The organism is Kitasatospora aureofaciens, from assembly GCF_001188955.3.
In the GTDB taxonomy this organism is placed as follows: Bacteria; Actinomycetota; Actinomycetes; order Streptomycetales; family Streptomycetaceae; genus Kitasatospora; species Kitasatospora aureofaciens.
Genome location: NZ_JPRF03000097.1, coordinates 1 through 12,692, shown reverse-complemented (window position 1 = coordinate 12,692; position 12,692 = coordinate 1). Strand labels below are relative to the sequence as shown.

The window sequence follows — 12,692 nt, the reverse complement described above, 5'->3', positions numbered from 1 at the left end:
GGGAGAGTCCCATGCACGTCTTCGTCACGGGTGGCACCGGTCTGATCGGTTCCGCCGTCATCGCCGAACTGCTCGGCAACGGCCACAGCGTCCTCGCGCTCGCCCGTTCCGACGCCTCCGCGCTGGCCGCCGAGGCGGCCGGCGCCGAGCCCCTCCGGGGAGCCCTCGCCGATCTGGACGTCCTCCGCTCCGGCGCCGCCCAGGCCGACGGGGTGATCCACCTGGCATTCGCCAACGATTTCAGCAGCCCCGACGCCGTCGCCAGGGCGGTCGCCGAGGAGAGTGCCGCCCTCGCCACCCTCGGCGAGGAACTCATCGGCACCGGTCGGCCCTTGGTCACCTGCTCGGGTACGCCCCATGTGCCGGGCCGCGCCTCCACCGAGGCCGACCCGCTGCCGACCGACGGGCCGGTCGGTGGTCGTGGCCGCGCCGTCACGGCGGTCCTGGGCCTGGCCTCGCGCGGGGTCCGGAGCACGGCCGTACGCCTGCCGCGCACGGTCCACAACCAGGGCACGGGCGGGTTCGCCGGCTTGCTGACCGACATCGCACGCCGGACCGGAGTGTCCGGCTACCCGGGCGACGGCACACAGCGCTGGCCGGCCGTGCACGCCCTCGACGCGGCGGTCCTCTTCCGGCTCGCGCTGGAACAGGCGGAAGCCGGAACCTCCTGGCACGCCGTGGGCGACGAGGGAGACCAGGTGCGCGACATCGCCGCGGTCATCGGCCGACGGCTGGGCCTGCCGGTCGAGTCGGTGCCGCCGCAGACGTACGGCGCTCTCGGCCCGATCTTCGCGAACGACCAGCCCTCGTCCAGCGCCCGCACCCGGCAGACCCTCGGCTGGGAGCCGAAGCACCTCAGCCTCCTGGAGGACCTGGAGAACATCCAGCCCTGATCGGCGACCGGCAGGCCTGCTACGGCGCTCGCCCCGACGACGGCAGCCCCCCCAACTCGGCAGCGCCGCCGTGCGGCCGTTCACGTCCACAACCAACCGGTCCACACCCCGTAGGAGGCCCCCGTCATGGTGACAGTTGTCTTCGGCGCTCGCGGTAACGTCGCTCGTCACGTGGCCGACGGCCTGCTGGCCGCCGGCGAGCAGGTCAGAGCAGTCAGCAGGACCCCGGTCCCGGGCTCGACGCCCGGACGGCAAGCCGTCGTCGCCGACCTGGACCGTCCCGAGACGCTGCCCGCGGCGCTCGACGGCGCCGACAAGATGTTCCTGTACGGAATGCTCGACCCCCAGAAGCCCTACCACATCGAGAAGGTCGCTGCCGCGGCCACAGCCGCGGGGATCCGGCGGGTGGTCCTGCTCTCGTCGGTGTCGGTCGTGAACCACGACGCCGACCACCCGGTCCCCCGCCTGAACCGCACGATCGAGCAGGCCGTCCAACGGTCCGGCATGGACTGGACGTTCGTCAGGCCAGGGACGTTCGCGATCAACACCCGCACCTGGTGGGCCGAATCGGTCCGCACGGACAACGTCGTCCGTCTTCCCTATCCGCTCGCACAGTCGGCACCGGTGCACGAGAAGGACATCGCGGCGCTTGCGGTGACCGCCCTCACCGAACCGGGCCACTCGCACCAGGCGTACACCGTCTACGGAGCCGAGTCCCTGACCCTCCAACAGCAGGTCGAGCACATCGGCGAGGCCCTCGGCCGCCGCATCCGGATCGAACACGTCTCCGACGAACAGGCTCGCGCGGACGTGGGCAGAACGATGCATCCGGTCGTGGCCGAGGCGATCGTGAGTCAGTGGGCCGCTGCCGACGGCGTCCCGGCCCCGACCTCCGTCATCGCCGAAAAGATCACCGGCACGCCGGCGCACACCTACGCCCAGTGGGCCGTCGACCACGCCGACGACTTCCGCTGAGCCGGGCCGGGGCTACATCTGCTTCGGCGACTACGGCACCCAGAACCCGCCCAGCGAATCCTCGAGCCCCGGTCCACCATGACGCGCGAGGCCTGCAACGGAACGAACGAGAACCGGTCCCGGACTGACACCGTGCCGGGCGGCGCCCACGCCGCCCGGCACACCGGCCGAACCGCCGCACGTGCGGCAGGTTGCCGCCATACGGGGCCCACAGACACCGTGAGCCCGGGCAGAACACACCGGGCCAGCTGACGTGAACGAGGCTGCGATCTCATTCACGCCAGCTGGCCCGGCTGCCGCACAGCATCCCGCTCCACCGACGATCCCGTCAAGTACCGTGCGCCTGACCGGAGTCAGCTCCGATCGGCGGGGCCAGGGACGAGCGGCGCCATGACGCGCTGGGTCGGGTTGGGACCGTTGTCGTCGTCGTTGTCGTCGCCGGAACTCACCGAGCCGGTCACGGAGCCCGTCACCCAGGACACCACGCCGAGAAGCAGGAACAGCACGAGCAGACCGCGCCCGGCGCCGCTCAGAACCAGTGGGCGGGTGGCCGACACCGGCTCGGGTTCGCTGCCCGGCTCCTCGCCGAACAGCCGCTTGGGGTAGGCCGGGGTGAGCATCAACAGGTAGGCCATGTAGCGCATCCGGTAGCGCACGATCGCCGTGGTCGCCTCGTACAGCGCCTGCGGCATCCGGCCCAGGATCAGCACCACCAGCCAGATGACGAACGCCACCAGCCACCACCCCGCGTACACCACGCCCTGCACGATCGACGCCGGGATGGCCAGGATGATGCGGAACAGGACGGCGAGCCGGTTCAGCTCGCCCGGGCGCAGCCCGACCTGCACGGGGTACTCCGGGGCCCGGAACCGGAACGGCGGGTAGCGGTCCACGGTGAGCATCAGGTAAGCGGTGACCCGGGTGTCGTAGGGGAGGTACGCGGTGAGGTAGTCCGCCACGAAGCCGGGCAGCCGGCCGAGCCCCAGCGCGCCGAACCAGCCGATCACGGTGACGAGGAACGCCACCACCGACAGCACCCACACCACCACGAGCTGCGGGATCAGCAGCAGGAAGCGCACCAGCACCGTCAACCGGTTCTGCGGGCCGGGCGCCGGCATGTCCAGCACCGGAAGCCACTCGCGGCTGACGGGGGCGGGGGGAGCCTGCCACATCCGGGCCTCCACGGTGTCGGGACGACGGGACCCGCCGATCGGGCACGGCCGGGTGCCTTCCGAAGATCGCAGCCCCCCGCCCGCCCCGCGCGCCACGCTGCGCCGGACGGGTAACGCGGACGGCCCGGGCCGGGTGGGCCCGCCGGACGCCGGGTCAGCTGGGGGCGCCGGTCCAGATGACGTTCTTGCGCTCCAGCCCGCTGCCGTAGTCGAACTCGACGGAGAAGGTGTCCGCCGCGCCGTTCGGCAGGGCGTACGCGGACACGCCGGTGGCGTCCTGACCCGGCGCCAGCGAGCCGCCGAGGATCTTCATCCGGTCGCTCCCGTCGATCAGCGTGGTGACCAGGCCGCCCTTGGCGTCGTGGACGAAGGGCAGCCCCGACCCGTGGAGCGAGACCTCCTTGGAGCCGGTGTTCACCACGGTGATCTTCACCTGGACGATCGTGGCGTCCTTCGGCGGCTCGAACACCGTCCGGCTCGGGACGTACGGCTCCGGCGCCGCCATCGTGACCTTCAGGCCGTCCCCGTAGGTGTAGGACTGGCCGAACGACAGGCGCCGGGCGCGCTCGTCCGCGGCCGCCGCCCGGCGGTCGGCCTCGGCCTTCTTCCGCGCGGCCTCCAGCCGCTCCTTCGCCTTCGCCAGCCGCTCGTCGGCGGCCCGCTGCTCCGCATCTGCGCGGGCCCGGGCGGCATCCGCCTCGGCCCTGCGCTCCTCGTTCACGGTGTGCACCCGTGCCACGACGAACACCCCGGCGCCGATCGAGACGACCAGGCCGGTGATGCCCAGGACGACGCCCGCGAGCGCCATTCCCCGGTTGGTCGCCACGCCCCTGCGCGCGTAGCCCAGGCCGATGAAGCCGAAGACGAGGGCGAGCAGGGCCGGCAGCCAGGACAGCCAGAACAGGATGACGGCGAGGCTGAGCGCGGTGCCGACGATCCCGAGCACCATCGCCGCGATGCCCAGGCCGTTGCGGGGCTGCGGCGCCCCCACCGGGTACGGCGGGACGGGGTACGGCGGCCAGTACGGTGCTCCCGGGTGCCCGCCCGGGTGCCCGCCGGGAGGCGCGGCGAAGACGGCGGCCTCCTCTCCCGGGGCCGCCGCGGGGGCGGGGACCGTGGCCTCGCCCTGGCCCGGCGCCTCGCCCGCACCCGGGTTCGGCGGCGCCCACGGGTCGGTGCCGGCCGGCGCCTCCTCCGTGGACTTCGGGCTGTCGGGCGGGACGGGAGCGGTCATACGAGATCCTTCGCGAACGTCGTTACGGTGAGCGGCAGTTCATCCCCGGGCCGGAATCCTTCGGACTCCCCGGCAGCAGCGGCCCCACCTGCGCGGAACAGGCGCCGGTACGGGCCGGGCCCGTGCGTCGGCACCCCGGCACGGGACCGCCACAGGATCGGCGACTGATCAACATACAGGTGCCCGGCGTCATCCCGGACACCGGCCCTGGCCAGGAACCACCGCCGTGCTTCGTCCGCGACTGAAACACCTCCGACCCCCGCGCGACCGCGCTCGGCTACCGCCCTCCGGGACGAGAAAATCCGCTTGTGTTCCGGTCGGTGATCAGGGAGCCTGCCCCCGAACCGTCAGTCGGGAGGCACCAGCGCATGAGTACGGAACCAACGGCGTCCGCCACCGTGCCCGCTGACGGGCCATCCGTACGCATCGGCGCCCTCGTCCCGCTGACCAGGCCCGGCTGGATCGAGGCCGGCCGGCACGTGCTCGCCGGACTCGAAGCGGCGGTCCGCGACGTCAACGACGCCGGCGGGATCGCCGGACGGCAGCTCGAACTTCTGGTCCGGGACACCGCGGCCGACCCGCAGCGGGCCGCGGAGGCGGTCGAGGAACTCGACCGCCTGGGTGTGGCCGCCGTGGCCGGGGAGTACCACAGCGTCGTCGCCCGCGCCGTGGCCGCCAGGGCGGACGCCCTCGGCCTGCCCTTCCTCTGTTCCTCCGCGGTGCTGGACGCACTCACCGACGAGCCGTCGGAACTGGTCGCGCGCCTGTGCCCGGCGCAGTCCCACAGCTGGCGGATCTACGCGGACTTCCTGCTCGGTGCGGGCCACCGCCGCATCGCCGTGGCGACCCGGCCGAGCGTCTACTGGGCCGCCGGGGTCCGCGTCCTGCGCGACCACCTCGCTCCGCACGGCGGCACCGTCGTCGAACTCGACACCGGCGCGCTCTCCCCCGCCGCCCTGTGCGAGGAGCTCGTCCGGCACGACGCGACGGCCCTGCTGCTCCTGGTCGGCCACCCGGAGCCCGCCGTACCGATCGTCAGGGCCGTTCGCCACGACGGGCGCCTCACCGAGGTACTGATCGGCGCTCCGGCGGGGCAGCCCGAATTCGCCGAGTGGTCGGTCCTGTTGGGCGCCGACGGCGCGGGCGTCCCGTTCCTGCGCTACCTGCCGGAGCGGCTCGGCCCGCTCGGCGCGCGGGTCGGCGCAGCCCTGCGCGAACGGCTGGGCGAGGCGCCCTCCTTCGTGGCCTTCGAGGGCTACGACACGGTGACGGTCCTCGCCGAGGTGCTGCGCACCGCCGGTACGGGCCGGAAGACGATCGCCGAGGCCTGGCCGCGCGTCGGCGTGGAGGGCACCCGGGGGCCGATCCGGTTCTCCCGCTCGCCCGGCATCATCGTGTGGCAGTGGGCCTGGCCGCCGGTCCAGGTCGTCGACCGCGATCCGGCGGCACCCGGGCGTTTCCGGGTCCTGCACACCGGCTGAGGCCCGTTCACGCCCAACCGCGCACCGACACCGCCCCGTGCAGTACCCGGCCCGCCACCCGTTGTTCCTCGACCCAGCGGGTGAACGCGTCGACCCGCGTCCCCAGGTCCTCGGCGACCGGCCCGAGCGGCCAGTCCGGCGGCGGGACGACCACCACTACCGCCTCACCCCGCCCCTCGGCCGCCGCCAGCCAGCGCGGCGACACCTCGACCCGTGAGCCCGGCTCCCACCCCTGGCGGCCGCCGACCAGCAGCAGCCGCTCCACCCGGCCGCCGCCGACCTCGATCACCCCGGTCGTCGCCGGGGGCTCACCGGCGGCGACCGTGAAACCGCTGTCGACGGCCGCCTCGAACAGGTCGGCGTGCAGGTTCGCCCCCACTTCCACGATCAGCTCCGCGATCGGCGGCCCCTGGACGGCCTCACGAACGGCCATCGCCCACACCACCGGCCCGCGGGCCGCGCCGTCGCCCGTCACCGGGTGCTGAGACGGCGCCCGAGTTCCTCAAGGTAGTCGTCGCCGTACGCGGCGGCGACGTCGTCAAGGTCGATCATCGGGGGGAGGTCGGCCGTCTGCTGGCGTTCGGAGAGGTAGGCGGCGGTCTCCGCGACGATCCGCTTCTCGTCGGCGCGGGCCTGGCTCAGCTGCGCCAGAGTCGCCTCGCTGGCCTGGAAGCGGGAGAAGACCGCCTCGCCGCCGGTGGGGAAGCTCACGAGGTACTCGTGATCACCCAGTGCTTCGATCCCGATGTCACCCGTCATGGTTCCGTCCTTCGTTCCGTCCCCCTGACGAGTCTCGCACCGGTGGCCCTCCCCCGTGACGCCGGCGACCCGCCGCCCGCCGCCGGACGGCCGTCCGCTCGACGGCCGTGCCGACCGCCAGCAGCGCGAACAGGAGCGCACCCAGCGCGTAGTAGCCCGTCGTCGTGCCGTCGACGGGGAGGAGACCGGCCAGCACGCCCAGCACCACCGCCGTCACCGCGAACACCCAGACGAACGACCCCGCCGCGAAGCGCTGGACCGTCGACTCGCCCTGGTCCTTCTCGCCCTGCGGTCCGGTCATGCCCTCCTCCTCCGGGGTCGTCCTTCCGCGCGCGGCCGCTCCCGCAGCCTCGACTCCGTGCGTCTAACCGGCCCCACAGGCCCCGAAACTCGCGGCGCCTGCGGAGGTGGGCACGGTGCCGACGTCCCGGAGGCGCCCGCGGGACCGTCCCGGGTGCCCCGCGCGTCCCCGTGCACCGGGGCGTCCTCACAGCCAGCCGCGCTGGTCGGCCACGCGCAGGGCCTCGGTGCGGTTGCGGGTGCCGGTCTTGGCGATGGCGGAGGAGAAGTAGTTGCGGACGGTGCCCTCGGACAGGTACAGCTTCGCGGCGATCTCGGCGACTCCGGCGCCGGAGCGGGAGGCGTCGAGGACGTCCCGTTCACGGGCGGTGAGCGGGGAGGCGCCCGCGGCGATGGTGGCGGCGGCGAGTTCCGGGTCGACCACCCGTTCCCCCGCCGCGACCCGGCGGATGGCGTCGGCGAGCACCTCGGCCGGGGCGTCCTTGACCACGAAGCCGAGCGCCCCCGCCTCCATGGCGCGGCGCAGGTAGCCGGCGCGGCCGAAGGTGGTGAGGATGACCACCTGGCAGCGGGGGACCTCCTGGGCGAGCACGGCGGCGGCCGCCAAGCCGTCCAGTCCGGGCATCTCGATGTCCAGCAGGGCGACGTCCGGACGGTGGTCGCGCGCGGCCTCGACCACCTGGTCGCCGCGTCCGACGGCGGCGACCACCTCGAAGTCGTCCTCCAGGTCGAGCAGGGCGCCCAGCGCGGTGCGGACCAGCTCCTGGTCCTCCGCGAGCAGCAGGCGGATCGTCATGTCGTCCCTTCTGAGCGCGGGTCGGCCTGCCGGACGGTCACCAGCAGTCGCCACCCGCGCGGATCGAGCGGGCCGGCCTCGACCGTACCGCCCACCGCCGCGACCCGTTCCCGCAGCCCGGTCAGGCCCTTGCCGGCACCGATGAGGCCGCGCCCGGCACCGCCCGGGCCGTCGTCGCGGATCTCCACCGAGGTGGGGGTCAGCAGCACCGAGCAGCGCGACGCCCGGGCGTGCCGGACGACGTTGGTGATGCCCTCGCGCACCACCCAGCCGAACAGTTCGCGCTGCTCCGGCCCGACCGCGTCGGCCGCCTTGGGCAGGTCGGCCACCACCCCGGCGGCGCGCAGCAGTTCGCGGCCACGGGCGAGTTCACCGGCGATGGTGACCTCGCGGTAGCCGGTGACGGCGGCACGCACGTCGGCCAGGGCCTGGCGGGAGAGCGACTCCACGGCCGCCATCTCGGCCACCGCCTGGTCCAGGTCCTTGGCGGCCAGCCGGTGGGCCAGGCGGGACTTGACGGTGATCGCGGTGAGCGAGTGGCCGAGCAGGTCGTGCAGGTCGCGGGCGATCCGGTTGCGCTCGGCCTCGGAGGCGAGGCGCGCGACCTCGGCCCGGGCGGCGACCAGGGCCCGGTTGGTGGCGGCGATCTCGGCGAAGGCCCCGCAGGTGAGCGAGGTGAACAGCAGGGCCAGCGCCTGGAATCCCCCCGGTCCGGTGTGCCAGGCGGGCACTGCCCAGGGCACCAGCAGGGCGGCAACCGTGCCGGCGGCCACCACCGGGAGGGTGTGCCGGCGCCACAGCACCGCGACCACCGAGACGATCACGGTGGCCAGGAAGAAGGCGTCCGCGTGAGCGAACGGCAGCGAGGCCAGGAACAGGGCGGTCATCGCCGCCAGCAGCGGTTTGACGAAGCTCCGCCGCTCGCGCCCGAGGGCGAGCGCGAGGAGCACGTAACAGAGGCTGAACGCGATGACCACGGCGAGCCCGGCGACCGCTGCGGACCCGCCGACGTCGCCGCTCACGGCCACCGCGGTGAGCGTCGGGAAGACCAGCATTCCGGTGCCCAGCATGATCCGCCGCCAGCCGCCCGCCCAGCTGTGGGCGAGGGGCGGCGTGTTCTCACGGTCGGGCTCGGTCACTTCTGCGTCCCCTCTCAGGGCCGGGCGAACAGCGCGCGCAGCTGCCGTCCGTTGAGCACCACGGCGACTCCCAGCAGGGCGAGGCCGCAGAAGCCCTGTTCGATCTTCATCCAGACCGGGAAGACCCCCGGCACGGCGATGATCGCAGCAATCGCGACCAGCATGGCGCCGGAAACGACCCGCAGCCGCCGGAACGCCCCCCGCGAGCCGCGGGCCGCGCGGACGGTGAGCAGCAGGGCGACGGCGGCGCCGGCCAGCACGATGGTGCCGCGGACCCACACGGCCGGGGTGATCAGGTCGGTGTGGTCGCGGAGGGCGAAGGCGGCGACCAGGGTGAGGGCGCTGACGCCGAGGTAGGCGAGCACGAGTCGCCGTACGGTACGGAAGGCCCGACGGGTGTCGGGGCGGTTCAGGTCGGTGGAGGTCATGCCCTCATCGTGGCCGCGGTGCGGGGCCGGACGGCAGTGTGCTGCCACACCGTCGCACCGTGACAATTGTCAGCCCGTCGGCCCGGCCGACAGCCGCACCATGTGCAGCTTGGCGACCTCCTGCCCCGCCACCAGAACGGCCCGGGGCTCGCGACCCCACACCTCGAAGCCGCGGGAGGTGTAGAGGCGCAGGGCCGGTTCGTTGCCCTCGGAGACGGTCAGCAGCACCTGTCGCAGCTGCTCGTCCTCCGCGGCGACCGCGAGCACCCGGTCCACCAGGGCGCCGCCGATCCCCCGGCCACCCGCCGAGCGGGCCACCGCCATGCCCCACAGGACGGCCTTGTGGCGTTCCTGGCTGCGCGGCTGCACCCGCAGTCCGGCGGTGCCGACCAGGGCGCCGTCGCGCCCGAAGGCGCCGAGCAGGACGCCCGGCCCCTGTTGGACCTCGGCGAGGCGGGCCAGCGTGTCGGCCATCGGCTTGGCGCGCTCCTCGGCGTAGTCGGAGGTGAAGGCGGTCGGTGTCTCGCGCAGGGCGGTGAGCCGGAAGGCCCGGTACGGTTCGGCGTCCGCGACGCCGAGGCGGCGGATGACGGCGGCGGGGTCAGCCGAGGCGGACACGGGTGCACCTGGTCACGTACGGCATGGCGATCTCCTCCCGCCCGGCCAGGCCGGGGTGGGTGGTGAGCAGGTGCTCGACGTCGGCCAGCAGCCGGGCGCGTTCGGCCTCGGGCAGGGCGATGACGTAGCTGCGGGAGGCGACCAGGTCGATGATCCCGGCGGGGGTGGTGGAGTGCTCCCAGCGGATCTCCAGCCGCTCGGGCGGGCCGAACGGGGCGGGCAGGACGGGTGCGGTGTCGATCTGCTGACGGGCCGAGCGGTGCATCAGCGCGCCGAGGGCGGCGGCCCAGGGCTCGGTCTCGTCGCGGACGTTCCACACCAGGGAGAGGGTCCCGCCGGGGGCGAGCACCCGGGCGATCTCCGGTACGGCCGTCGTTCGGTCGAACCAGTGCCAGGCCTGGGCGACCACCACCGCGTCCACGCTGGCGTCGGGCAGTGGGATGCGCTCGGCCGAGCCGGCCCGGACTGCCGCCTTCGGTACGGCGGCGGCGAGCCGGTCGCGCATGCCCCCGTCGGGCTCCACCGCGACCACGTCCAGTCCGGCGTCGACCAGCAGAGCGGTCAACTTGCCGGTGCCGGCGCCGAGATCGAGTACCCGGCGGGCCTCGCGGGGCACCGCCGAGCCGATCAGCGCCTGGGGGTAGCCGGGACGGCCGTGCTGGTAGGAGGCGGCGGCGAGGCCGAAGGAGCGGGCCTGCAGCCGCCCGGACCAGCGCCTGGTCGCGCCCTGCCTGGTCATCCCGCAGGCCCGGCCGATCTCCTCCCAGGTGGCCTCGCGGCCGCGCCGCAGTTCCTCCACCAGGTCGGTGCGCCGCTCCTCCAGCGCCTCGATCACCCCCGAGAGCCGCTGCAGGCCGTCCAGCCCGCCCCCACCGGCCACGTCCGCCGCCACCCGCCGACCGAGATCGTTCATGTCCATGGCTCCGCACTGTAGGGATCGGGCGCGCGAACCGTCAACAGTTATTGCTCCAATGAGCAACACTTGTTGCGCCATGCCGCACCGCCCCCGTACCGCGCCCGGGCCGTCCCCCGCAGGAGTGACGAACGGCTCCGGCGCGACGCTTAGCACGAACTCACCCACGCCCGTGCCGACTTGGGCCGGAAACCCTTCACATGAGCGAATCCGGACCGGGTTGCCTGTGCGGACGCGCCCGGGCGAGAAGCCTTGGTGGCCGGGCGCCGTCGACCCGGGCTGCGACTGGTGTGCGAGATGTCCGGCATGTGCGGCAAGTTGCCACAAGTCGGTTGACGGACAGTATTTTTGAGCTTCGGTCAGGATTGTCCTGAACTTGGCTATGCTGCAGCACCACGCCTCCGGAGCCGGTCGTCGCCCGTTCCCGTTCCGTTCCGATCGTTTGAGGATTCCGAATGCTTCGACCTGGATCGTCACCCGCCAGACGGCGCCCCGCGCCCCTGCTCGGCTGGCTGCTGCCCACGGCCGTGATGGCGGCTGCGGTGGGGGTCGCCGCGGTGGTGGTGTCGGCCGGAGCCCGGGCCCAACTGCTGTGGTGCGGGGCGACGGCCACCGTCCTGGTCGCCGTGGTGGCCGCCGAATCCGCCCGCCGCGGCCGGGCCCTCGCCGAACTGCGCGACGAACACGCCCGTCGAGTGGACGAGTTGCAGCGCAAGCTGGCCGCGCAGGAGGACGAGATCCAGCGGATGGCCACCGGCGAGCTGCGCCGGCTGGTCGGCGGCGCCCGGTACGGCTCGTCCATCGATGTGCTGCTCCAGCCGTTCCAGCGCCCGAACCCGTTGCTGTCACGGAAGTTCCGCCACTCGCTGGAGCTGGTGGTGCGCGGCATCGCCCAGGCCGTCGACGACGAGGTCAGCCGGCGCGACTCCGCCGAGCGCGCCTTCGTCAACCTGGCCCGGCGGGTCCAGGCGATCATCCACCGCCAGGCCAAGGACCTGCGGGAGATGGAGGACCGGCACGGCAACGACCCGGCCGTCTTCGACGACCTGCTGCGCCTGGACCACGGCAACGCCCTGGTCGGCCGTCTCGCCGACTCCATCGCCGTCCTCTCCGGCGCCCGGCCCGGCCGCCAGTGGACCCGCCCGATCGCGCTGTACAGCGTGCTGCGCGGCGGGATGTCCCGGATCCTGGAGTACCAGCGGGTCGATCTGCACCCGGTCGCGCAGATCTCGGTCACCGGCCCGGCCGTCGAACCCCTGATCCACGCGGTGGCCGAGCTGCTCGACAACGCGACCCGCTACTCCCCGCCGCACACCCACGTCCACCTGAGCGCCTCCGAGGTACAGAGCGGGATAGCGATCGAGGTGGAGGACGGCGGCCTCGGGCTCACCGACGAGGCCCGCGCCCGGGCCGAGCGCTCGATGCGCGAGGCCATGGTCTCCAAGGACTTCGACGACCTCACCGAGTCCCCCCGGCTGGGCTTCGCCATCCTCGGCCGGCTCTGCCAGGCGTATGGCTTCCAGGTGTCGCTGCGCCGCTCCGCGTACGGCGGCGTGCGCGCGGTGCTGGTGGTGCCGCAGGAGCTGCTGACCACCGCTCCCCCGACCGGGCGGGCGCACGGCATCGGCGCCTTCTCCGGCCCGCGGCCGCTCCCGGCCAACCCGCCCCGGCACGCCGCCCCCGTCCGGCCCTGGGGTGCCCGGACCTCCTCCGCCGGCGCCGGGCCCTCCGGCGGACTCGGGCAGAGCGCCGGACTCGGGCAGAGCGCCGGACTCGGGCAGAGCGCCGGCCTGGGGAAGTCCGCCGGCGTCGGGCCGTCCTTCGGCGCGACCAACCCGTGGGGCCCGTCCGGCCCGGGCGTCGGGGACGACGAGGTGGTCGTCACCGAGCGCACCGCCAACGGCCTGCCGCAGCGCCGCCGCAGCCGTCCGACCGGCCGGGCCGTCTTCTCCGCGCCCGCCCGCGGCACCGCGCAGCCCAGCGG

General features: G+C 73.9%; 14 protein-coding genes. 4 read left to right on the top strand and 10 right to left on the bottom strand.

What is annotated here, in order from left to right:
• The first annotated feature begins 11 nt into the window (after nt 1-11).
• Nucleotides 12-893, top strand: a complete 882-nt coding sequence (locus tag HS99_RS38875) for an SDR family oxidoreductase (protein ID WP_030550548.1) — start codon at nt 12-14, stop codon at nt 891-893.
• Nucleotides 894-1,019: 126 nt separating this feature from the next.
• Complete coding sequence (locus HS99_RS38870; RefSeq protein WP_030279637.1) at nt 1,020-1,868, top strand: NAD(P)H-binding protein; 849 nt, start codon at nt 1,020-1,022, stop codon at nt 1,866-1,868.
• A gap of 353 nt (nt 1,869-2,221) precedes the next feature.
• Here the strand turns inward: HS99_RS38870 and HS99_RS38865 are convergent, their stop codons facing one another.
• Both HS99_RS38865 and HS99_RS38860 read right to left on the bottom strand, forming a co-directional pair.
• Nucleotides 2,222-3,040, bottom strand: coding sequence for a DUF4389 domain-containing protein (locus tag HS99_RS38865; RefSeq protein WP_063738026.1), 819 nt, complete (start codon nt 3,038-3,040; stop codon nt 2,222-2,224).
• A 154-nt stretch (nt 3,041-3,194) separates the two neighbouring features.
• The gene (locus HS99_RS38860) at nt 3,195-4,274 is read right to left on the bottom strand and encodes a DUF4190 domain-containing protein (RefSeq protein ID WP_046386586.1); all 1,080 of its coding nucleotides are present in this window, start codon (nt 4,272-4,274) and stop codon (nt 3,195-3,197) included.
• Between the two features lie 368 nt (nt 4,275-4,642).
• Here HS99_RS38860 and HS99_RS38855 point away from each other — a divergent pair, with 368 nt between their 5' ends.
• Nucleotides 4,643-5,755, top strand: coding sequence for an ABC transporter substrate-binding protein (locus HS99_RS38855; RefSeq protein WP_030550542.1), 1,113 nt, complete (start codon nt 4,643-4,645; stop codon nt 5,753-5,755).
• 7 nt (nt 5,756-5,762) lie between these two features.
• On the opposite strand, the gene HS99_RS38850 is transcribed toward HS99_RS38855, so the two are convergent.
• The 8 genes from HS99_RS38850 to HS99_RS38815 form a co-directional block, all read right to left on the bottom strand.
• Nucleotides 5,763-6,188 (bottom strand): hypothetical protein, encoded by a 426-nt coding sequence (locus HS99_RS38850; protein ID WP_141763905.1) that lies wholly within the window; start codon nt 6,186-6,188, stop codon nt 5,763-5,765.
• Between the two features lie 38 nt (nt 6,189-6,226).
• Entirely contained in the window at nt 6,227-6,514 is a 288-nt protein-coding gene (locus HS99_RS38845) for a hypothetical protein (protein ID WP_030279625.1), read from the bottom strand.
• The gene (locus HS99_RS38840; protein WP_030279623.1) at nt 6,504-6,815 is read right to left on the bottom strand and encodes a hypothetical protein; all 312 of its coding nucleotides are present in this window, start codon (nt 6,813-6,815) and stop codon (nt 6,504-6,506) included. The genes HS99_RS38845 and HS99_RS38840 overlap by 11 nt, the downstream gene beginning before the upstream one ends.
• A gap of 186 nt (nt 6,816-7,001) precedes the next feature.
• A complete protein-coding gene (locus tag HS99_RS38835; protein ID WP_030550540.1) occupies nt 7,002-7,610 on the bottom strand; it encodes a response regulator transcription factor in 609 nt (202 codons plus the stop codon).
• On the bottom strand, nt 7,607-8,749 hold the full coding sequence (locus tag HS99_RS38830; protein ID WP_232790710.1) for a sensor histidine kinase: 1,143 nt from the start codon (nt 8,747-8,749) through the stop codon (nt 7,607-7,609). Before HS99_RS38830 ends, HS99_RS38835 begins: the two co-directional genes overlap by 4 nt.
• Before the next feature lie 14 nt (nt 8,750-8,763).
• Nucleotides 8,764-9,177 carry a hypothetical protein gene (locus HS99_RS38825; protein ID WP_030550537.1) on the bottom strand — a complete coding sequence of 138 codons (414 nt, stop codon included), beginning with the start codon at nt 9,175-9,177 and terminating at the stop codon, nt 8,764-8,766.
• A gap of 69 nt (nt 9,178-9,246) precedes the next feature.
• A complete protein-coding gene (locus HS99_RS38820) occupies nt 9,247-9,795 on the bottom strand; it encodes a GNAT family N-acetyltransferase (RefSeq protein ID WP_030550534.1) in 549 nt (182 codons plus the stop codon).
• Nucleotides 9,779-10,714, bottom strand: a complete 936-nt coding sequence (locus HS99_RS38815) for a class I SAM-dependent methyltransferase (protein WP_234355216.1) — start codon at nt 10,712-10,714, stop codon at nt 9,779-9,781. Before HS99_RS38815 ends, HS99_RS38820 begins: the two co-directional genes overlap by 17 nt.
• A 449-nt stretch (nt 10,715-11,163) precedes the next feature.
• On the opposite strand from HS99_RS38815, the gene HS99_RS38810 reads away from it, so the two are divergent.
• The coding region (locus HS99_RS38810; RefSeq protein WP_107406525.1) for an ATP-binding protein at nt 11,164-12,692 on the top strand (1,529 nt) is incomplete at its 3' end.